This is a genomic window from Rhodococcus sp. P4_B6 (assembly GCF_056402215.1).
This window is the reverse complement of record NZ_JBFUHV010000040.1, coordinates 1-19,805: the sequence shown is the minus strand read 5'-3', so window position 1 is coordinate 19,805 and position 19,805 is coordinate 1. Positions and strand designations below refer to the sequence as shown.

The window sequence follows — 19,805 nt, the reverse complement described above, 5'->3', positions numbered from 1 at the left end:
TTTGCTGCGCGCCTCCGTAGCTCAGGGGATAGAGCAAGAGCCTTCTAATCTCTTGGTCGCAGGTTCGAATCCTGCCGGGGGCACTCGTTCGACGGAGCGTCAGACGGCGAAAACCCCCGATCACCTGCACAGTCAGGGATCGGGGGTGCCCGTCCGCCCGAGCCCGGCCCTCACGAACCGGGGCAACTCGTTGCCGGGGCGATCACGGAGCAGATCTGCTCGACCACGAGGGCGGGATTCTCGTTCTCGATGAAGTGACCGCTGCCGGTCTGCGTGATGTGGGTGGCATCGAGGGCAGTCGAGAGGAGCGCGGCGGCGTCGAGCCACTGCGGCCAGTACGTGTCGGCGTCGCCGATCCCGAGATAGTCGAACGGCTCGTCCGAAGTCAGGACGGCGGCGGGCATCGCAGGCAGCGGGGGCATGGTCTCGAGCGCCGCGAGCGTGGCGGGATAGTCGGGTGTCTCCGCACCGGGATGGTTCCGGCCGTTCGTCTCGATGTCCCGCATCCACTGGTCCCACACGGCAGGCGGCAATGTCGATTGCAGATACTGCGATCCCGGATCGACGAGGACGAGACCGGACACGTCGTCCGGATAGGTCCTGGCGTACGCCGACGCGATCATTCCGCCCCAGGAGTGTCCGACCAGCACATGGGGTCCCTCCAACTCGGCGACCGTCAGCAAGGCACGAAGATCTGCCGCGTCGCCCTGCGCAGTGGTCGGTTGCGTCACGCCGGTCGATCGGCTCGCGGTGCCGTCCATCTGCTCCGTGCCGGGACGGTCGTAGGCACATACTCTGGTGAACTTCGCGATGTCGGGGTGTACGGCGAGCTCGGTGCGGACGGGCGGGGTCGTCTGATCTGTGGGGTCGCCCGTGTAACTCCAATTGTCGGCGGCGACCCCGGCCCCGGAGACGAGCACGACCGTGGGCGAACCGGAACCGCGGCACTCGAGATAGATGCCGCGGCCCCCACCGATATCGACCAACCCGGAACGGTCACCGGCACCGGGAACGAATCTGCCCGCAGTCGCCGTCGGAGTCGTCGTGGGCGCGGGGCCGTCCGCCGCGGTGCCACAACCGGACACCACGACGCACCCGAGCGCCGCGATGCATCCGGTACGGCGAGCGAGGCGGGACACGCGTCTCACGACGATCGGAACACCGGCGTCAGCCCTTCAGGAAGGCCAGCAGGTCGGCGTTGATCGTCTCCGCCTGCGTGGTGGGCATGCCGTGGGGGAAGTCCTTGTACGTCTTCAACGTCCCGTTGGCGAGAAGTTTCGCGGACAGGGGTCCGGCGTCGGCGTAGGGAACGATCTGGTCGTCCTCGCTGTGCATCACGAGCACCGGCACCGTGATCTTCTTCAGGTCTTCGGTGAAATCGGTCTGCGAGAAGGCGACGATGCCGTCGTAGTGGGCCTTGGCCCCGCCCATCATCCCTTGCCGCCACCAGTTCTCGATGATCGCCTCCGAGGACTCCACGCCCGGCCGGTTGAATCCGTAGAACGGCCCCGACGGCAGGTCGCGGTAGAAGACGGAACGGTTGGCCGCGAGTTGCGCCTGCAGATCGTCGAACACGGCCTTGGGCAGGCCGCCCGGGTTCGCCTCCGTCTTCACCATCAGCGGCGGCACCGCGCTGATCAGTGCGGCCTTCGACACTCGGCTCTCGCCGTGTCGCGCGAGGTAGTGCGCGACCTCGCCGCCGCCGGTCGAGTGGCCGACGTGGATGGCGTCGTGGAGGTCCAGGTGTGCGGTCAACTCCGCGAGGTCGTCGGCGTAGTGGTCCATGTCGTGGCCGTCGCCGGTCTGCGTGGAGCGTCCGTGCCCGCGCCGGTCGTGGGCGATGACTCGATAGCCGTGCTGGAGGAAGAACAGCATCTGGGCGTCCCAGTCGTCGGCCGACAGCGGCCAGCCGTGGCTGAACACGATGGGTTGACCGGTTCCCCAGTCCTTGTAGAAGATCTCCGTACCGTCCTGCGTGGTGATCGTGCCCATGGGTGTGCCTTCCTTGACCGCTCCGGCAATGACGCTGATGAGGACGGAATTCAGTACATCAAACTTCGGTATGCCGTAGGGCTGCTTCGACCGGCGGCGGTGTCCCGTACTCGCGCGTAGCAAACCGACTGATTAGTCTTGTTCACGCATCGCCCCAACCCGACGGGGCAACGGTGCATCGGGACCCGCCACTCCCCTCCGCGGGTGGCGGGTTTCCCGACCGTCCTGCGTCAGCCCTGTGGTGGAACCTCGAACACCAGCAGCGTGCTGGTGGCGGTGGCCACCAGGCGGCCCTGCGAGTCGGTGACCTCCCCTTCCGCGAAGGCGATGCGGCGGCCCGCCTTCTTCACGACACCGGTGGCAGTGAGCGCCCCGGAGTCGCGGGTCGCCCCGCGGATGTAGTTGACCTTGATCTCGACCGAGGTGTACCCCCACCCGGCGGGCAACGTGGTGTGCACGGCGCAGCCGGCGACCGAATCGAGCAGCGTGCACACGGCGCCGCCGTGGATGGCGCCGATCGGATTGTACTGTGACTCGTCGGGATCGAGCGCGAAGACCACCCTCCCGGGTTCGGCCTCGAGAAACCGCAGATTCATCAGGCTGGCGATGGGCGGCGCCGGAACGCTGCCGTCGAGGATTGCCCGCAGGTAGGTGAGGCCGTCGAGTTCCCGGGCCGTGCGCGCCGGACCTGCCGGGTCGTGCCATTCGACGATCTTCGACCGGATCTCGCCCCACTCGCCGGCGTCCGGCAGGCTCTCGACCGTCGACACCTCACCGTTTCCGTACGGCCTCACTATGCGGCTCCCCGCTGCGCCGGCTGCGGATAGAGGACGTCGAGGTCGCCRGACAGCGCCGCCTTGACGGTGCGGGTGGTGTCGTCGGCGAGCACCTCGTGGGCGCCGGACTCGATGCCGTCGAAGGCCAGTCGTGCGACCTCGGCCGCGGAGATCTTCTGCACGTCCAGACCACTCGTCATGTCAGTGTCCATGTAGCCGAGATGCAGCCCGACCACCTGGATGTTCTGCGCCGCGAGTTCGGCGCGCATGGCGTTGGTGGCGCTCCACAGGGCGGCCTTCGAGACGCTGTAGGAGCCGCCGATCGCCAGCCACGACAGCACGGAATGCACGTTGAGGATCGCGCCACCGCCGTTGGCGGCGATGATCGGTGCGAGCGCGCGTGTCACGTTGAGCGGGCCGTAGAGGTTGGTTTCGAGTTCACGGCGCATCCCGTCGAGATCGCCCGTGAGCGGCGACTCGCCGACGAGGATCCCGGCGTTGTTGATCAGCACGCCGAGATCCCCGACGAGTTCCGCTGCGGCATAGACTGATTCGGGGTTCGTGACATCCAGTTGGACCGGCACGACCCGCGGGTGCCCGTCGATCGTGGACGTGTCGCGCGCCGACGCGTAGACCGTGCGCGCTCCTCGTGCGAGCGCCTCGGCGACGAAGGCCCGGCCGAGCCCGCGATTGGCCCCGGTGACCAGCACCGTTCGATCTTGAATCGTGGTCATGACGACCCCTTCGAGTGAGTAAGTCTGCTTTTCCAACTAACTATGTCGACGACAGTAACCCCTATCAGTTGGAAAACACAACCCTCTATGATGGAAAGCATGAGCAACGGCGACACCCAGCCAGCAACACCCGAGATCGTCATGGACCGCATGCCCCTGACGCCGAGGCCCTGCGCCATCGCCGCCACCATGGAGTTGATCGGCGACCGCTGGTCGATGCTGGTGATCCGGGAACTGTCCTACGGGGTGCACCGCTTCGACCGGATCGCGGGCTACATCGGCGTCTCGCGCGACATCCTCACCGCGCGGCTGCGCAAGCTGGAGGAGGTCGGCGTCATCGAACGCAGGCAGTACTCCGAGCATCCACCGCGCTTCGAGTACCACCTCACCCCCGCGGGCGAGGACCTGCGGCCACTGCTGCTCTCCCTGTTCCAGTGGGGCAGCAAATGGGCCGTCGACGAGGCTCCGTCGGTGCTCGTGCACGAGTGCGGGCACTCGCTGGAACTGGAACACCGCTGCGCGCACTGCGGCGAAGCGGTCGAGAACACCGCTGTCGCAATGCATTCCCGCGCACCGCGACGAGAATCCTGAGCTGCCGGCACGGCCCGATACAGGACGTCCTGACACCGGTCTATAGTTTCCGATGTAAACGTCAGGTAAAGAAGTCCTCACACGTAAGGCAGGGGTGGTCTGTGTCAACGCGCGACCGGGTAGCAGAGATCTACGAGCAGGTCCGTCTGCGGAACGCCGGAGAACCCGAGTTCCACCAGGCCGCCGCGGAGGTCTTCGAATCGCTCCAGGTCGTGCTCGAGCACCGTCCGCACTACGCCGATTCCGGACTGATCGAGCGGCTGTGCGAGCCCGAACGTCAGATCATCTTCCGGGTGCCGTGGGTCGACGATTCCGGCAACGTGCACGTGAACCGCGGTTTCCGCGTGCAGTACAACAGCGTGCTCGGCCCCTACAAGGGTGGGCTGCGGTTTCACCCCAGCGTGAACCTGGGAATCGTGAAGTTCCTCGGATTCGAGCAGATCTTCAAGAACGCCCTCACCGGGCTTCCGATCGGCGGCGGCAAAGGCGGCTCCGACTTCGACCCCAAGGGCCGTTCCGAAGCCGAGGTCATGCGCTTCTGCCAGTCGTTCATGACCGAACTGCATCGCCACATCGGGGAATACACCGACGTCCCCGCAGGTGACATCGGGGTCGGCGGTCGCGAGATCGGCTACCTGTTCGGCCAGTACAAACGCCTCACCAACTCGTACGAGTCGGGCGTTCTCACCGGCAAGGGACTCACCTGGGGCGGCTCGCAGGTGCGTCGGGAGGCCACGGGGTACGGCGTCGCCTACTTCGTCGCCGAGATGCTGAAGACCGCGAACAGTTCACTCGACGGCAAGGCCGTCGTCGTCTCCGGTTCCGGGAACGTCGCGATCTACGCGATCGAAAAGGTGCACCAACTCGGCGGAATCGCGATCGCAGCCTCCGATTCCGCGGGATACGTCGTCGACGAGAAGGGCATCGACCTCGACCTCCTGAAAGAGATCAAGGAGGTGCGGCGGGGACGGATCAGCGAATACGCGGACACCGTGCCGCACGCCCGGTTCGTGCCGAACGGTTCCATCTGGGATGTGCCGTGCGACGTCGCGCTCCCCTGCGCCACCCAGAACGAACTCGACGAATCAGCAGCCAAGACCCTGGTCACGAATGGTGTGCAGGCGGTGGCGGAGGGCGCGAACATGCCCACCACCCCGCAGGGCGTCCAGGTGTTCCGCGATGCCGCCGTGGCATTCGCGCCGGGCAAGGCGGCCAACGCGGGCGGGGTCGCGACGTCGGCACTCGAGATGCAGCAGAACGCATCCCGCGACTCGTGGGGCTTCGAGTACACCGACGAGCGGTTGGCCGGGATCATGCGCGGCATCCACGAACGGACTGTCGCCACGGCCGCCGAGTACGGCATGCCGGGCGACTACGTGCACGGCGCGAACATCGCCGGTTTCGTGAAGGTCGCCGACGCCATGATCTCGCTGGGCGTCATCTAGAAGCAACGTAGGGTCAGGGCCTGGCCGTCGACGCCACGCCCCACGCTCCGACAGCACGAGCGCGTCAGCTCACCTGACACTGTGTCTGACCCCATTCGACCCAGCACATCTGCTTGACGTCGGGCCTGGGGTTCTTGTTGGGCAGGGGCTGGGAACAGCCGGTCTCGCAGATCGGCTTGGCCGAGGCCATACCTGCGGCACCGGTCAGCGAAATGGCAAGGGCCGCAAATCCGGCGACGGCGATGCGCGCCGTGGTGGAGATCATGGTGGGAGACATGGGTTCCTTTCGGGGGGCGGTTTTCGTGCTGCAACCAGCATCGGCCTCAGCCCCGCCCGCAGAAAGGCCGCCGAGGGTGCCATGAACGCACCCCCGGCGGCCCGATCTCTACCCTGGGTCGATACGCGCCGGCCGGTTACTCAGTCGACCGTCTCGCCCTCGCCCTCGTCTTCGCGGGCCTTCTTCGCGGCCTCGCGCATCTCGATTCCGTCGGATACCCAGTCGCCGATCTCCCGGGTGACGTCCCGGACGGCGCCCGCGATGATCGTCGCGATCTTGCCCACGTGCGTGGCCGCGGACTCCGTCAGTTCCTGCACGGTGTCCTTGCGCCGCTCGAACTTCCCCACCATGTGTTTTCGCCTCTCAGGCTGCAGTCTTCTGCCGCTCGACGATAACACCGGGAGGGGTGTCGGACGAGACGAGACCGGGCGGCAGTGCGAACGTGAAGATCTTCCCCCACACGGAGCCGATCTGCTTGAAGAAGCCACCGGTGTTGTACGGCAACCCGTGCTTCTCGCACAGCGCCTTCACGACGGGTGCCATCTCCGGATACCGGTGGGCAGGCAGGTCCGGGAACAGATGGTGCTCGATCTGGTGCGACAGGTTGCCCGACATGATGTGGAACAGCGGGCTCCCTTCGATGTTCGCGCTGCCGAGCATCTGCCGGACGTACCACTCGCCGCGGGTTTCCTCCGCGGTCTCGTCCTCGGTGAAACTCTGCACGCCGGTGGGGAAATGGCCGCAGAAGATGATCGAGTAGGCCCACACGTTGCGGATCAGGTTGGCGGTCACGTTGCCGAGCAGTGTCGGGACGAACAGCGGCCCGGTGAGCGCGGGAAAGATCACGTAGTCCTTGAGCACCTGCCGGCCGGCCTTGCGCCACCAGCCCCTCAGCAGCGGCTTGACGTCGTGCCACTTGCGCTTGCCCTGGATCACGTTCTCCGCTTCCAGGTCGTGCATCATGACGCCCCACTCGAAAAGCATCATCAGGAAGAAGGCGTAGACCGGGTTCCCCAGGTAGTAGGGGTTCCATTTCTGCGCCTCGTCGATCCGCAGGATGCCGTAGCCGATGTCCCGGTCCCGGCCGAGGATGTTGGTGTACGTGTGGTGCATGTAGTTGTGGGAATGCTTCCACTGATCGGCAGGGCAGACGGTGTCCCATTCGAACACCCGGGAGTTCAGGCCCGGTTCACGCATCCAGTCGTACTGACCGTGCATGACGTTGTGGCCGATCTCCATGTTGTCGAGAATCTTCGACACGCCGAGGGCGCCGACGCCGGCGATCCAGGCCGGCGGGAAGAAGCCGAGATACATCAGACCGCGGCCTGCGACCTCGAATCCCCGCTGCGCCTTGATGATCTTGTAGATGTATTCGCGGTCCTCGGCGCCGAGGTCCGCAACCGTCCGGTCGCGGAGGGCGTCCAGTTCCCTGCCGATCTCTTCGACCTGGTCGTGGCTGAGCACCACCGGGGCGGCGTTACGGGAACCGTCGGTGCCGCCGACGAACGGGAGAAACGAGAGTGAGAGTCCAAACATGTCGGTCTCCAAACGTTGATGTCGTGAAAGTCAGATGTCGAGGGCGACGTCGCCCACCGGAACCGAGACGCACAGTTGGATCGCCTTGTCCGGGTCGGTGTCGGTATCGCCGGTGCGGACGTTCCTGGTGCACCCCGATGTCTTCACCGTGGTGCAGGAGAAGCAGATGCCCATCCGGCAGCCGTACTCCGGATGGAGTCCGGCGGCTTCCGCCTGTTCGAGCAGTGTCGCACCGGAGTTGTCCGCGGTGACGCCGCTGGCGGTGAAGGACACCGCGCCGCCGGCCTCCCCCTCCACCGGGGCTGCGGCGGGAGCGAACTCCTCGGTGCGCAGACGGTCCTCGATGCCGAGTTCGCGGTATACCTCCCGGACGCCACGCATCAGTCCGGGTGGGCCGCACAGGAACGTCTCCGCGTCGGCGTACCAGGGCGCCACCGCGTCGAGGTGCTCCTGACCGAAGAACCCGTGCAGGTGCCCGCCGGCCTCCTGATCGGTGTACGCCAGTACGAGGGAGACGTTGGCGTTCGCGTCCACGAGTGCGCGCAACTCGTCTAGGTACGCGACATCGTTTTCGGTGTACGCGTAGTGCAGAAAAGTGATGCTTCCGACGTGCCCCTCGTCGACGAGGGTGCGCAGCATCGACAGAACCGGGGTGATTCCGCTGCCTCCGCTCACCAGCAGCAGCCGGCGCGGACGAGGAGACGGAAGGGTGAATTCGCCCGCGGCCTGAGACAGGTCGAGCACGAGTCCGGGGCGCGCCTGCGCGTGCAGGTACTGCGAGACGAGCCCGTCGGGATGCGCCTTGATCGTCAACTCGACGTGCCCGTCGGTGGACGACTGTGCATTGGCAGGCGAGTAGCAGCGGGTGTGCCGAACCCCGTCGATCACGACCCCCACCTGCACGAACTGCCCCGCGCGGAATCCACGCCACTGGCGGGTGGGGCGCAGCGTGAGAGTGACGGTGTCGGCCGTGGACCGCCGGACCTCGACGACTTCGGCGCGAAGGTCGCGCACGGTGACCATCGGCGTGACGAGTTCGAGGTAGCGGTCGAGCTGGTGCGGAGTGGCCATCGCCTCGAACAACGACAGCAGCGAGAACCTGCGTCCCTCCGCCGGACGACTGGTGTGGGCAACTGACACGTCAGCCTCCTCCATTTGAGTGCACGGTTGTACACTGACAATAGTGTGACAGAGGGAGACAGGAACTTGTCAATCACAATGTGACCGCACGCACACTCGAGGCGGGGATCGGATGCGCATGCCGGACGACGAACGCGAACACCCGGAGGTGGTGGCGGTGCTCTCCCCCGCGAATACACTCACTGCCGTGAGTCAGTCGACCGGCGCCGAACCCGAGAGCAGGGCAGCGCGGAAGGAGCGCACGAGGAAGGCCCTCCTCGACGGCACGCTCGAACTGATGGCGGACCGCAGTTTCGCCGGCGTGAGCCTGCGCGAGATCGCCCGCACCGCGGGAATCGTGCCCACCGCGTTCTACCGCCATTTCGCGTCCATCGAGGAACTCGGCGTGGTGCTCGTCGAGGAGGGCATGCGGATTCTGCGGCAGATGCTGCGCGACGCCCGCCGCACCCCGAGCACCAAGAGTGCAGGCGCGTCGCTCGACATCCTCGTGCGGCAGGTCCGCACCCACGAGGCGCAGTTCCGGTTCCTCAGCCGCGAACGCTACGGCGGTGTCCCGGAAATTCGCCGTGCGATCGCGACCGAGATGAAGCTGTTCGTCAGCGAACTCACGGTCGATCTGTCCCGCATCGACGGCTTGCAGACCTGGGACCACGACGACCTGGAGATGGCGGCCGACCTCATCGTGTCCACCATGTTCGCGGTCGTCGTGGATCTCCTCGAGGCCGATCGCCCCGGAAGCCGAAGCGAGGCCGAGGTCGTCGCGCGCGCCGAGCGGCAACTGCGCCTGATCATGCTCGGCATGAGCGGGTGGAATCCCGGAAAGAAGTAGGTCGACCGCCGTACGGTGGGGGCATGTTGTCAACCTCGGAACACGCGCACGTCACCCTCGGCGACCTGACGTTCGACGTCACGATCAGCGGTCCGGACGACGGGGCCCCCGTCGTTCTGCTGCACGGGTTCCCGGAGAGCGCCGCATCCTGGGCCCCCGTGAGCGCTCTGCTGAACGAGTCCGGTCTGCGGACGTACGCGCCGAACCAGCGCGGCTACTCGCCCGGTGCGCGACCCGACGGAGTCGACTCCTACCGGATCGACCACCTCGTCGCGGACGTCGTCGGGCTCCTCGACGCGCTCGGCCTCGACACGTCGCATCTCGTCGGCCACGACTGGGGCGCCGCCGTGGCGTGGATCGTCGCGGCGCGGCACCCTGACCGGATCACCTCGCTCACCACCGTCTCGGTGCCCCATCCCGCCGCGTTCGGCTGGGCGTTGCGCGAGGACGCAGATCAGAAGGAACGCTCCTCCTACATCCGCCTCCTGAGAATGGAGGGCAAGGCCGAACGGGTCCTGCTCCGCGACGACGCGCAGGCGCTGCGCGCGATGTTCGGCGACGTCGTCGCGCCGGCACTCGTCGACGAGCACGTCGCACTGCTCGGCGAACCGGGAGCGCTGACCGCCGCGCTGAACTGGTACCGGGCGATGACGAGCGACTTCGCGGAGACACCCGCCGTCACCGTTCCCACGACGTACGTCTGGAGCACCGGCGACATCGCAATGGGTCGCGCGGCGGCCGAGCGGTGCGGCGAGTTCGTCGATGCGCCGTACGAATTCGTCGTACTCGACGGCGTCACGCACTGGATCCCGGAGCAGCGTCCCGACGCTCTCGCGGACGCGATCCGCACCCGCACCGGAACCACACCGAACTGAAATCCGCTGTTCCCCTCGACGGGGCGTTCGTTCTGGTTTGATGGCACTAGTCGTCTCGTGCACCCTGGGAGGGCACCATGAGTGGCATCGCAATCCTTCTGGTCGGCGCCGTTCTGTGCTTCGCCGGTGTCGGTTCACTGCACGTCGCCGTTCTCGCCTCCGGATTCGGCCTCGGCTGGCTCGTGTCCGACCTGCTGTCGCTGTCGCTCGGAACGACGTTCCTGGTCGCGGCGATCGGTGCGGTCGTGGTGTGGGCGGCCACCACTCTGGTCTTCAAGTTCGCCGCATTCTTCATCGGAATCATCGCGGGCGCGGTGATCGGAGCGAAGCTCAGTCGCGTTCTGCAACCGGATGACGCCAGCTGGATCCTGAGCGGAATCGTGATCGTCGCGCTCGCCGTCGCCTGCGGGTTCGTCGCCGACCGGTTCCGGGCGCGGGCGCTGCTGTGGCTCACCGCACTCGGCGGCGCCAGCTTGGTGCTGACCGGACTCGGCCTCGCCGTCCCCCCGCTGGGTTTCTTGGAGGATCCGAACGAGGGCACCCAGCAGTTCTTCGCCACACTGATCTGGATCGTCGTGGCGGCAGCGGGCTGGCTGACGCAGCGGCGGCTGTTCCCGGAGAAGCTCCGGATCGACGACAATCGCGCGCGGCGCTAGTCGCGCTCGGGCGCCTTCACCACCGTCAGCGCGGCGAGCCCGATCCCGAGCACGATCACCAGGCCGATGATTCCGGCCCGATCCGCCGCGAACCACCAGGCGAACAACCCGAATAGGGTGGGCGAGAGGAACGACACCGCGCGACCGGTGGTCGCGTAGAGACCGAACATCTGGCCCTCCCGGCCGGGCGGTGTGATCCGGGCCAGGAATGTGCGCGCCGACGACTGTGCGGGACCGACGAACAGGCACAGCAGCAGTCCGAAGATCCAGAACATGACCGGTCCCGACACCGCCGTGAGGACGACACCGACGACGATCATCGCGATCAGGGACGCCATGATCACGGTCTTCGGGCCGATCCGGTCGTCGAACCGGCCTGCGGTGAGCGCGCCGAGCGCGGAGACGACATTGGCCGCGACGCCGAACAGCAGCACTTCACCCGCGCTGATGCCGTAGACGTTGACGGCGAGGACTGCGCCGAAGGTGAAGACACCGGCCAGTCCGTCGCGGAACAGCGCGCTCGCCACCAGGAAGTACACGGTGCGCCGGTCGGCGGCCCAGAGGTCGCGCAGATCACGCCACAGCACCCGGTACGACTCGAGGAAGCCGGCCTTGTCCGCGCCCGGGTCTGCGTGCGGACGGGCCAGCTCGGGGACCTTCAGCAGGACGGGGATAGCGAAGACCGCGAACCAGACGGCGGCCAGCAGCGCGACCATCCGGATGTTCAGGCCGCCGTCGGTGGTGAGTCCGAGGAATCCGCGAGTGTCACCGTCACCGGCGATGAATCCGAAGTAGCACAGCAGCAGGAGCACGATCCCACCGAAATAGCCCATCGCCCAGCCGAACCCGGACACCCGGCCGATGTTCGCCGGCGTGGACACCTGCCTGAGCATCGCGTTGTACGGGACGCCGGCCAGTTCGAAGATCACCGAACCTGCAGCGAGCAGCACCAGTCCGAGCCACAGGTACTGATAGGAGTCGCGGACGAGGAACATCGCCGCCATGCACCCGACCGTCGCGAAGGTGAGAACGCCGAGCGCCCATTTGCGTCGTCCCGCGGCGTCGAATCGCTGACCGGTGACGGGGGCGAGCACGGCGATGAGGAAGCCCGCGATGCCGAGCGACCATCCCAGCCACGTGCTCGCGGAGATCGACCCCGGCAGGTCCTCACCCACGGCGTCCGTCAGGTACACGGAGAAGACGAACGTGAGGATCACGGCGTTGAAGGCCGCCGAACCCCAGTCCCACAGCCCCCACGCGACAACCTGTCTGCGCGTCGCGGCCTCGCCGATCCCGGCCGGCGGACGAACGTCGGTGCTCATGCCCGCGAGCCTATGCGAGTGAACGGAGAGTTCGTGCGGTCTGACGCGACGAGCGTCCCGTTCGGACGGAAGAACTTAGTGTGCACTCAGTTGCATACGCACCTCGTTGCATACATACTTCGGTTCGTGGCACTCGAACATGCGCTTCTCGTCTCCCTGACCGAGCACTCCGGCTCGGGTTACGAATTGGCGCGCCGGTTCGACAAGTCCATCGGCTTCTTCCAGAGCGCCACCCACCAGCAGATCTACCGCGTCCTCAAACGCATGGACGAGGCGGGATGGGTCGACGCCGAGGTGGTGGCGCAGGACGGCCGACCCGACAAGAAGGTGTACCGGGTCAGTGCGGCCGGAAGCGCGGAACTCGCGCGATGGATCGCCGAACCCACCGAGCCCAACCACCTGCGCAACGAGCTGGCAGTGAAGATCCGCGMCGCTCGACACGGTGACGTCGCCGCACTCACGGCCGAGGTCGCCCGCCACCGCGACGGCCACGCCACCCGGCTCGAGGTCTACCGCATGATCGAAAAACGCGACTTTCCCGCACCGGACCAGCTCTCCGGYGCAGCCCTGCACCAGTACCTCGTCCTGCGCGGCGGAATCCGCGTCGAGGAGGGGTTCGCCGACTGGTGTCAAGAAGTACTCGACGCGCTCTCACGATAAGGACACGCCGCCAATGACACAGTTTCCCCAGCTGCTCGCCCCTCTCGACCTCGGCTTCACGACGCTGAAGAACCGGGTGATCATGGGCTCCATCCACACCGGACTCGAGGACCGCGCCAAGGACGTCCCCCGGCTGGCGGAGTACTTCGCCGAGCGCGCCCGCGGAGGGGTCGCGCTGATCGTCACCGGCGGTTACGCGCCCAACCGGACGGGCTGGCTGTTGCCGTTCGGCGCGAAGCTCACCAACCGTGTCGAGGCCCGCAGGCACCGCGCGATCACGACGGCGGTGCACGACGAAGGCGGCAAAATCGCCCTGCAGATCCTGCACGCCGGCCGGTACAGCTACCAGCCGTTCAGTGTCTCCGCCTCGTCGATCAAGGCCCCGATCAACCCGTTCCGGCCCCGCAAACTCACGGGCCGGGGCGTCCGCTGGCAGATCCGCAACTTCGTTCGCTGCGCACGGCTCGCGCAGCAGGCGAATTACGACGGCGTCGAGATCATGGGCGGTGAAGGCTACTTCGTCAACCAGTTCCTGTGCGAGCGCACCAACAAGCGCACCGACGAGTGGGGTGGGACTCCCGAGAACCGCCGCCGGATGGCCGTCGAGATCGTCCGCCGCACGCGCAAGGCGGTCGGCCCGGACTTCATCATCATCTTCCGCCTGTCGATGGCCGACCTCGTGGAAGGCGGTCAGACCTGGGACGAGATCGTCGCGCTGGCACAGGAAGTGGAGGCGGCGGGCGCAACCATCATCAACACCGACATCGGCTGGCACGAATCGCGTGTCCCCACGATCGTGACGTCGGTACCGCGGGCCGCGTTCGCCGACATCACCGGCAAACTCGAGAAGCACGTGACGATCCCCGTGGCCGCGTCGAACCGGATCAACATGCCCGAGGTCGCCGAGGAGATCCTGACCCGCGGTGACGCACAGCTGATCTCGATGGCACGCCCGATGCTCGCCGACCCCGACTGGGTGCGGAAGGCGGAGGCGGGCACCCCCGACGAGATCAACACGTGCATCGCGTGCAACCAGGCGTGCCTCGACCACGCCTTCGTCCGCAAGCACGTGTCGTGCCTGCTGAATCCGCGGGCAGGCAGGGAGACGGAACTGACACTCTCCCCCACCCGGACCGCGAAGCGGGTCGCCGTCGTCGGCGCAGGCCCCGCGGGACTGTCCGCGGCGCTCGGGCTGGCCCAGCGCGGCCACTCGGTGACCCTGTTCGAGGCGGATTCGGAGATCGGCGGCCAGTTCGGCATCGCCCGCAAGATTCCCGGCAAGGAGGAGTTCGCGGAGACCATTCGGTACTACACCCGCCAGCTGCCGCTCGCCGATGTCGACGTCCGGCTCGACACCCGCGTCACCGCGGCCGAGCTGGTCGGCACGTACGACGAGGTGATCGTCGCGACCGGTGTGACGCCCCGCGTCCCGTCGATTCCGGGGATCGACCATCCGAAGGTGCTCACGTATCCGGAGGTCGTCCGGGGCGGCAAGCCCGTCGGACGGTCGGTCGCGGTGATCGGGGCCGGCGGGATCGGCGTCGACGTCAGTGAGTTCCTCACCCACGAGCACTCCCCGACTCTCGATCTGAAGGAATGGAAGCAGGAGTGGGGTGTCACCGAACCCGAGGCCGCGGCGGGCGCGCTCACCACACCCATTCCCGAACCGTCGCCGCGTGAGGTGTACCTGCTGCAACGCAAGAGCGGCCGGATCGGCGCAGGACTCGCGAAGACCACCGGCTGGGTCCACCGTGCGGCGCTGAAGAGCAAGGGCGTCCAGGAACTGTCCGGGGTCAACTACGAGCGCATCGACGACGACGGCCTGCACATCACGTTCGGCGCCAAGCGGGAGAAGCCCCGCACCCTCGCCGTCGACAACGTCGTGATCTGCGCGGGCCAGGAATCGGTGCGTGACCTCGTCGACGACCTGACCGTCGCCGGCGTCACCACCCACGTCATCGGGGGCGCGGACGTCGCCGCCGAACTCGACGCCAAGCGCGCCATCGAGCAGGGCACCCGGCTCGCGGCCCGCATCTGACGCACTACGCTGCTGACCGTGAGCTTGCCGAACCCCACCCCCAGTGCCCGCGCCGTCGTGACCGGCGCCTCGTCCGGAATCGGCGAGGCGCTGGCCGCCGATCTGGCCTCCCGGGGCCACTCCCTGATCCTCGTCGCGCGCCGCGGCGAGGTGATGGAGTCACTCGCCGGGACCCTTCGCGACCAGTACGGCGTCGAGGTCGACGTGCGCGCGTGCGACCTGTCCGATCGGGACGCGCGGGCCGCACTCGTCACCGAACTGGCGGGCCGTGAGGTCAGCGTCCTGTGCAACAACGCGGGTATCGCCACGTTCGGGCCCGTCGCCGGACTCGACCCCGCGTACGAGCGGGCCCAGGTGGAACTCAACGCCGTTGCGGTGCACGACCTCACCCTCGCGGTGCTGCCCGGGATGATCGAACGCGGGTCCGGGGCGATCCTCATGGTCGGCTCGGCGGCGGGCAACATGCCCATCCCGCACAACGCCACCTACGCCGCCAGCAAGGCGTTCGTCAACACGTTCTCCGAATCGCTGCGCGGCGAACTCAAGGGGACGGGAGTGAACGTCACCCTGCTGGCCCCCGGCCCGGTGCGCACCGAGGAGCCCGATCCGGCGGATGCGTCGATCGTGGACAGGCTGGTGCCCGACTTCCTGTGGATCTCCAGCGAATACACCGCCAAGGTGTCGCTCGACGGCCTGGCCGACAACAAGATGCGCGTCGTGCCCGGCATCATCAGCAAGGCGATGTCCGTTGCCGGGCAGTACAGCCCGCGCGCGGTGGTCGCACCGATCGTCGGGACGTTCTACAAGAAGCTGGGCAGTTGACCGTCGGGTGAATGTACCGTTCACCGCTGCCGAGGCGCTGAAAGGTACATTCGCCCAGCGTTTCTAGCGCTTGCGTCGTCGCCCCGTGCCGAAGATGCTGCGGGAGATCTCGCGGCCTGCGGCCGACGCGGCCGAGCGGAGGAAGCTCTTCACCGCGGAGTTCCCGAGGATCTGCTCGGCCATGTTCGGCTCCTCCGGCTGTGTGGGCGCCGGCGGCGGCAAGTCGGGCAGCGGGGGCAGGTCGAGGCCCGGGCCCGCGGCCGGCGCCCCGGCGACCTTGGCCGTCAGCTTCTCGTACGCCGACTCCCGGTCGACAGTCTGCCCGTACTTCGCATACAGCGGGCTCGACGACGCCGCAGCCGTGATCGCGTCGTTGCCGATGGTGTCCATCAGCGAACGGGGAGGCCGAATCCTCGTCCATGCCACCGGTGTCGGCGCGCCCCGTTCCGACAGGACCGTCACGATCGCCTCGCCGATGCCCAATGACGTGAGGGCCTTCTCGAGGTCGTAGTTTCCGGTGGTCGGGTACGTCCGTACCGTTTTGGTCAGCGCCTTCTGGTCGTCGGGCGTGAATGCGCGCAGCGCGTGCTGGATTCGGGCACCGAGTTGCGACAGCACCGCGTTCGGGACGTCCGTCGGCAACTGTGTGCAGAAGAACACCCCCACGCCCTTGGAGCGGATGAGCTTCACGGTCTGTTCCACCTGCTGCAGGAACGCTTTCGACGCGTCCGCGAACAGCAGGTGTGCCTCGTCGAAGATGAAGACGAGCTTGGGTTTGTCGAGATCGCCTTCCTCGGGCAGGGTCTGGAACAGATCCGCCAGCACCCACATCAGGAAGGTGGAGAACAGTGCCGGGCGCGCGGCCTGGGCACCCAACTCGAACAACGTGATCACACCCGTGCCGTCGATCACCCGGAGCAGATCCTCGGTCTCGAGTTCGGGTTCCCCGAAGAACGTGTCGCCGCCGTCGGCTTCGAGATTGACGAGGGCCCTGAGGATCACACCGGCCGTGGCCGGGGATACGCCGCCGATGCCCTTCAGATCGGCCTTGCCCTCGTCGCTGGTGAGGTGCGCGATGACCGATCGCAGATCCTTCAGATCGAGCAGCGCGAGCCCCTGGACGTCGGCCCAGTGGAAGATCAGCCCCAGCGTGGACTCCTGAGTCTCGTTGAGCCCGAGCACCTTGGCGAGCAGGATCGGCCCGAACGCGGTGATGGTCGCGCGGACGGGGATACCCAGGCCTTCCGTTCCCAGCGAGAGGAATTCGACGGGGGATCCCGCGGGCCGCCACTGGTCGTCGCCGGTCTCGGCCGCCCGGGCGGTGATCTTGCCGGTGGCCTCGCCCGGCTGTGACAGACCCGACAGGTCGCCCTTCACGTCGGCCATCACCACGGGAACCCCTGCAGCCGACAACTGCTCGGCAATACCCTGCAGCGTCTTCGTCTTTCCCGTCCCGGTGGCGCCGGCGACGAGTCCGTGCCGGTTGATCGTCGCGAGAGGGATACGCACCCGGGCCGTCCGATCCACGGCGCCGCCCAGAACGACGGTCCCCAGCTCCAGAGCCGCACCCTCCGACGCGTATCCGGCCGCGATGTCCGCGGCGGCACCGGAGGGGGCCGCGGCACCTGCAGGAGCGCGATTCTCCTCAGCCTCCGCGTCCCGGGCTTCCTTCTCCGCCGCCTCCGCAGCGGCTGCGGCCTCAGCCGCGACCCTGGCCGCTTCGGCGGCTGCCGCCCGCGCCGCCGCTGCCCTTTCCGCCGGAGTCGAGGTCGCGCCGCCGTCCTGCGATTGCTGGGTCATCGACGCCCTCCTCGGATCACGCACGTCGGGAGAAAGTGTCCACCGCAAACCATATCCCGTCACCCACTTGACTACTGTGTTCCTGGTGCAGGACAAACTTGTGTGGATCGATTGTGAAATGACCGGGCTCCGCCTCGGCACCGACAAGCTGATCGAGATCGCAGCTCTGGTCACGGACAGCGAGCTGAACGTGCTCGGTGAGGGTGTCGACATCGTCATCCACGCCGACGACGACGCGCTCGCGGCCATGCCCGACGTGGTGACCAAGATGCACGAGAACTCGGGACTGACCGACGAGGTCCGGAAGTCCACGGTCACACTCGCCGAGGCCGAGCAGCAGGTGCTCGCCTACATTCGCGAGCACGTGCCGGTCGCCGGGACGGCGCCGCTCGCCGGCAACTCGATCGCCACCGACCGTGGGTTCATCGCCCGCGACATGCCGGACCTCGACACCTACCTGCACTACCGCATGATCGACGTCAGCTCCATCAAGGAACTGTGCCGCCGGTGGTACCCGCGGATCTACTTCGGTCAGCCCGAAAAAGGTCTCGCCCACCGCGCCCTGGCCGACATCAAGGAGTCGATCCGGGAGTTGAAGTACTACCGGAAGACGGCGTTCGCGGCCGAACCAGGGCCGTCTACCAGCGACATCGCCGCAGTCGTCGAGGAACTCGGACCCGCCTGAGATACCGATTGGCGTTTTGCGCATCGAACGCGCTAATATCTTCCTCGCCGAAGTTACTGCCCCCGGGCGGTGACAGAAGCGCAATGGTGGGTGTAGTTCAGCTGGTAGAGCACCAGGTTGTGATCCTGGGTGTCGCGGGTTCGAGTCCCGTCACTCACCCCACACGGAAAGCCCCCGGCCTCGGCCGGGGGCTTTCCTCTTTGCGATTGGTCTGACGCCCGCTCAGGCGTTGGCGTTGCCGGCCTTCCAGACATCCCACGGGATGTTCCAGTCCCCGAGGCCGTCCGTGCCCGACAGGGTGCCGCCCAGCGTGTTCTTGACGACGACGATGTCGCCGCGCTTCGTGTTGTCGTACACCCACTTCGCGTTGGACGGGCTGAGGTTCAGGCAGCCGTGGCTCGCGTTCGAGTAGCCCTGCTGCCCCACCGACCACGGCGCCGAGTGGAAGAAGATGCCGCTGTACGACATTCGTGTGGCCCAGTCGACGGGAGTCTTGTATCCCTGCGGGGAGTTGACGGGCACACCGTACGTGGACGAGTCCATGACAAGGTTCGCGAACCGGTCGCCGATGATGTAGACGCCGTTGTCGGTGGGTGTGTCGTCCTTACCCATCGACGTGGGCATCGTCATGATCACTTCGCCGTTGCGCTCGAACGTCACCTGTTTGGTGTTGTCGTCCGCCGTCGCGATCACGGCGTCGCCGATCGTGAAGGCCGTGTGGACGTCCTCCTGGCCGAACAGTCCGTCACCGAGATCACGTCCGTACACGGCGACCTTGACGTCCACGGCGGTGCCGGGTGCCCAGTAGTTCTGCGGACGCCACCGCACCTCGCGGTTGTTCACCCAGTAGAACGCGCCCTCGACGGGCGGATTGGTCGTGACCGTGATCGCCGACTCCGCCGACTTGCGGTCGGGGATGTTCTCGTCGAACTGGACGGCGATCGGCTGACCGATGCCCACCACGTCGCCCTCGGACGGCATGACGTACGGCTTGGTGACGTTTCCGGGCGCGCTGGTGGTGAATTCGGACGTCGAGACGGTGCCGCCACCGAGCCCGTTCGCCTTCACCTCGAGCCGGTACTCCTTGTCGTAGCCCAGCGGCTCCGTGTTGACCCAGGACAACCCGTCGGGGGCGATGGCGCCGTCGACCGGTTCACCCTCCGGGTTGAGCATGGTGACCTTCGCCAGCGTGCCGTCGGCCACTGTCACCGTCACCGGCTGTCCCGGCGAGAATCCCACTGCACCATCGACGGCCGACGCCGTCAGCTTCGGCTTGATGAGTTCGGTGACCGGATTGGAATCGATCGGCGCCTCACCTTCCGTGACGCTGTCGGCACCGGAGACGGTGCACCCTGCGATCGACAATGCGAATACGAGTGATGCCGCCACAATCGTCGCCGTCTTCGAGACGGATCCCACCGATTGCGCCCGCATGCGCCCGCCACGCCCCACACCCATGGATAACCCCACTTCACGTCCTCGCTCCGAATTCACGTTCAAGCCGGCACGTCCCTCGCCTTCGCAAGACGAATCGGCACGTCGAGACCGTGTGGTCTCCAATGATGCCAGCCACTGGAGACCGGTTCCAACCAAGCGCCGGGCCGCTCAATAACGTTCGAATATCAAT

The 19,805-nt window shown here is 66.9% G+C and carries 20 protein-coding genes and 2 tRNA genes; 11 read left to right on the top strand and 11 right to left on the bottom strand.

The window, feature by feature from the left end:
* Positions 1-10: 10 nt before the first annotated feature.
* Positions 11-83: transfer RNA gene (locus tag AC1DWT_RS20390), tRNA-Arg, on the top strand.
* 87 nt (positions 84-170) lie between these two features.
* Here the strand turns inward: AC1DWT_RS20390 and AC1DWT_RS20385 are convergent.
* The 4 genes from AC1DWT_RS20385 to AC1DWT_RS20370 form a co-directional block, all read right to left on the bottom strand.
* Positions 171-1,139: an alpha/beta fold hydrolase gene (locus tag AC1DWT_RS20385; RefSeq protein WP_072947061.1), complete on the bottom strand. Its 969-nt coding sequence runs from the start codon at positions 1,137-1,139 to the stop codon at positions 171-173.
* Positions 1,140-1,167: 28 nt separating this feature from the next.
* Positions 1,168-1,992 carry an alpha/beta fold hydrolase gene (locus tag AC1DWT_RS20380; protein WP_206012761.1) on the bottom strand — a complete coding sequence of 275 codons (825 nt, stop codon included), beginning with the start codon at positions 1,990-1,992 and terminating at the stop codon, positions 1,168-1,170.
* A 230-nt stretch (positions 1,993-2,222) separates the two neighbouring features.
* Complete coding sequence (locus AC1DWT_RS20375) at positions 2,223-2,786, bottom strand: PaaI family thioesterase (RefSeq protein ID WP_206012762.1); 564 nt, start codon at positions 2,784-2,786, stop codon at positions 2,223-2,225.
* Complete coding sequence (locus AC1DWT_RS20370) at positions 2,786-3,502, bottom strand: SDR family oxidoreductase (RefSeq protein ID WP_206012763.1); 717 nt, start codon at positions 3,500-3,502, stop codon at positions 2,786-2,788. The genes AC1DWT_RS20375 and AC1DWT_RS20370 overlap by 1 nt, the downstream gene beginning before the upstream one ends.
* Positions 3,503-3,589: 87 nt before the next feature.
* On the opposite strand from AC1DWT_RS20370, the gene AC1DWT_RS20365 reads away from it, so the two are divergent.
* Both AC1DWT_RS20365 and gdhA read left to right on the top strand, forming a co-directional pair.
* Entirely contained in the window at positions 3,590-4,093 is a 504-nt protein-coding gene (locus AC1DWT_RS20365; protein ID WP_206012764.1) for a winged helix-turn-helix transcriptional regulator, read from the top strand.
* A 101-nt stretch (positions 4,094-4,194) separates the two neighbouring features.
* On the top strand, positions 4,195-5,538 hold the full coding sequence (gene gdhA, locus AC1DWT_RS20360) for an NADP-specific glutamate dehydrogenase (protein WP_206012765.1): 1,344 nt from the start codon (positions 4,195-4,197) through the stop codon (positions 5,536-5,538).
* A gap of 64 nt (positions 5,539-5,602) precedes the next feature.
* On the opposite strand, the gene AC1DWT_RS20355 is transcribed toward gdhA, so the two are convergent.
* The 4 genes from AC1DWT_RS20355 to AC1DWT_RS20340 all read right to left on the bottom strand — a co-directional run bounded on the left by AC1DWT_RS20355 (position 5,603) and on the right by AC1DWT_RS20340 (position 8,491).
* Positions 5,603-5,815, bottom strand: coding sequence for a hypothetical protein (locus tag AC1DWT_RS20355; RefSeq protein WP_095865091.1), 213 nt, complete (start codon positions 5,813-5,815; stop codon positions 5,603-5,605).
* Between the two features lie 140 nt (positions 5,816-5,955).
* Positions 5,956-6,165, bottom strand: a complete 210-nt coding sequence (locus tag AC1DWT_RS20350; protein WP_072947054.1) for a hypothetical protein — start codon at positions 6,163-6,165, stop codon at positions 5,956-5,958.
* A gap of 13 nt (positions 6,166-6,178) precedes the next feature.
* Positions 6,179-7,351: a fatty acid desaturase family protein gene (locus AC1DWT_RS20345; protein ID WP_072947053.1), complete on the bottom strand. Its 1,173-nt coding sequence runs from the start codon at positions 7,349-7,351 to the stop codon at positions 6,179-6,181.
* 30 nt (positions 7,352-7,381) lie between these two features.
* Positions 7,382-8,491 (bottom strand): ferredoxin reductase, encoded by a 1,110-nt coding sequence (locus AC1DWT_RS20340; RefSeq protein WP_206012766.1) that lies wholly within the window; start codon positions 8,489-8,491, stop codon positions 7,382-7,384.
* Positions 8,492-8,609: 118 nt separating this feature from the next.
* Between AC1DWT_RS20340 and AC1DWT_RS20335 the strand changes: the two genes are divergently transcribed.
* The 3 genes from AC1DWT_RS20335 (at position 8,610) to AC1DWT_RS20325 (ending at position 10,851) form a co-directional block, all read left to right on the top strand.
* Positions 8,610-9,320: a TetR family transcriptional regulator gene (locus AC1DWT_RS20335; protein WP_206015930.1), complete on the top strand. Its 711-nt coding sequence runs from the start codon at positions 8,610-8,612 to the stop codon at positions 9,318-9,320.
* Between the two features lie 23 nt (positions 9,321-9,343).
* Positions 9,344-10,195, top strand: a complete 852-nt coding sequence (locus tag AC1DWT_RS20330; protein ID WP_206012767.1) for an alpha/beta fold hydrolase — start codon at positions 9,344-9,346, stop codon at positions 10,193-10,195.
* 77 nt (positions 10,196-10,272) lie between these two features.
* Complete coding sequence (locus tag AC1DWT_RS20325) at positions 10,273-10,851, top strand: DUF4203 domain-containing protein (RefSeq protein WP_206012768.1); 579 nt, start codon at positions 10,273-10,275, stop codon at positions 10,849-10,851.
* Here AC1DWT_RS20325 and AC1DWT_RS20320 read toward each other — a convergent pair.
* The gene (locus tag AC1DWT_RS20320) at positions 10,848-12,173 is read right to left on the bottom strand and encodes an MFS transporter (protein WP_206012769.1); all 1,326 of its coding nucleotides are present in this window, start codon (positions 12,171-12,173) and stop codon (positions 10,848-10,850) included. The genes AC1DWT_RS20325 and AC1DWT_RS20320 overlap by 4 nt on opposite strands.
* A 126-nt stretch (positions 12,174-12,299) precedes the next feature.
* On the opposite strand from AC1DWT_RS20320, the gene AC1DWT_RS20315 reads away from it, so the two are divergent.
* The 3 genes from AC1DWT_RS20315 to cmrA are packed head-to-tail and all read left to right on the top strand — an operon-like array spanning position 12,300 to position 15,693.
* Positions 12,300-12,833 (top strand): PadR family transcriptional regulator, encoded by a 534-nt coding sequence (locus tag AC1DWT_RS20315; RefSeq protein ID WP_477921940.1) that lies wholly within the window; start codon positions 12,300-12,302, stop codon positions 12,831-12,833.
* Between the two features lie 13 nt (positions 12,834-12,846).
* Positions 12,847-14,871, top strand: a complete 2,025-nt coding sequence (locus AC1DWT_RS20310; protein ID WP_206012771.1) for an NADPH-dependent 2,4-dienoyl-CoA reductase — start codon at positions 12,847-12,849, stop codon at positions 14,869-14,871.
* An 18-nt stretch (positions 14,872-14,889) separates the two neighbouring features.
* Positions 14,890-15,693, top strand: coding sequence for a mycolate reductase (gene cmrA / locus AC1DWT_RS20305; protein WP_095865085.1), 804 nt, complete (start codon positions 14,890-14,892; stop codon positions 15,691-15,693).
* Between the two features lie 63 nt (positions 15,694-15,756).
* Here the strand turns inward: cmrA and AC1DWT_RS20300 are convergent, their stop codons facing one another.
* Positions 15,757-17,493, bottom strand: a complete 1,737-nt coding sequence (locus AC1DWT_RS20300; protein ID WP_206012772.1) for a helicase HerA-like domain-containing protein — start codon at positions 17,491-17,493, stop codon at positions 15,757-15,759.
* 85 nt (positions 17,494-17,578) lie between these two features.
* Here AC1DWT_RS20300 and orn point away from each other — a divergent pair, with 85 nt between their 5' ends.
* On the top strand, positions 17,579-18,178 hold the full coding sequence (gene orn / locus AC1DWT_RS20295) for an oligoribonuclease (protein WP_072947105.1): 600 nt from the start codon (positions 17,579-17,581) through the stop codon (positions 18,176-18,178).
* Between the two features lie 86 nt (positions 18,179-18,264).
* Positions 18,265-18,340 (top strand) — tRNA-His (locus AC1DWT_RS20290).
* Positions 18,341-18,400: 60 nt separating this feature from the next.
* Here the strand turns inward: AC1DWT_RS20290 and AC1DWT_RS20285 are convergent.
* Complete coding sequence (locus tag AC1DWT_RS20285; protein ID WP_083395821.1) at positions 18,401-19,636, bottom strand: L,D-transpeptidase; 1,236 nt, start codon at positions 19,634-19,636, stop codon at positions 18,401-18,403.
* Between the last annotated feature and the right edge of the window lie 169 nt (positions 19,637-19,805).

Excerpts from the sequence above, each read along its gene's own strand:
- AC1DWT_RS20335 (WP_206015930.1), top strand. The coding sequence starts at position 8,610 with ATGCCGGACGACGAACGCGAACACCCGGAGGTGGTGGCGGTGCTCTCC.
- AC1DWT_RS20345 (WP_072947053.1), bottom strand. The coding sequence starts at position 7,351 with ATGTTTGGACTCTCACTCTCGTTTCTCCCGTTCGTCGGCGGCACCGAC.
- AC1DWT_RS20325 (WP_206012768.1), top strand. The coding sequence starts at position 10,273 with ATGAGTGGCATCGCAATCCTTCTGGTCGGCGCCGTTCTGTGCTTCGCC.
- AC1DWT_RS20355 (WP_095865091.1), bottom strand. The coding sequence starts at position 5,815 with ATGTCTCCCACCATGATCTCCACCACGGCGCGCATCGCCGTCGCCGGA.
- AC1DWT_RS20310 (WP_206012771.1), top strand. The coding sequence starts at position 12,847 with ATGACACAGTTTCCCCAGCTGCTCGCCCCTCTCGACCTCGGCTTCACG.
- AC1DWT_RS20285 (WP_083395821.1), bottom strand. The coding sequence starts at position 19,636 with ATGGGTGTGGGGCGTGGCGGGCGCATGCGGGCGCAATCGGTGGGATCC.
- AC1DWT_RS20330 (WP_206012767.1), top strand. The coding sequence starts at position 9,344 with ATGTTGTCAACCTCGGAACACGCGCACGTCACCCTCGGCGACCTGACG.
- AC1DWT_RS20350 (WP_072947054.1), bottom strand. The coding sequence starts at position 6,165 with ATGGTGGGGAAGTTCGAGCGGCGCAAGGACACCGTGCAGGAACTGACG.
- AC1DWT_RS20365 (WP_206012764.1), top strand. The coding sequence starts at position 3,590 with ATGATGGAAAGCATGAGCAACGGCGACACCCAGCCAGCAACACCCGAG.
- AC1DWT_RS20300 (WP_206012772.1), bottom strand. The coding sequence starts at position 17,493 with ATGACCCAGCAATCGCAGGACGGCGGCGCGACCTCGACTCCGGCGGAA.
- AC1DWT_RS20380 (WP_206012761.1), bottom strand. The coding sequence starts at position 1,992 with ATGGGCACGATCACCACGCAGGACGGTACGGAGATCTTCTACAAGGAC.
- AC1DWT_RS20320 (WP_206012769.1), bottom strand. The coding sequence starts at position 12,173 with ATGAGCACCGACGTTCGTCCGCCGGCCGGGATCGGCGAGGCCGCGACG.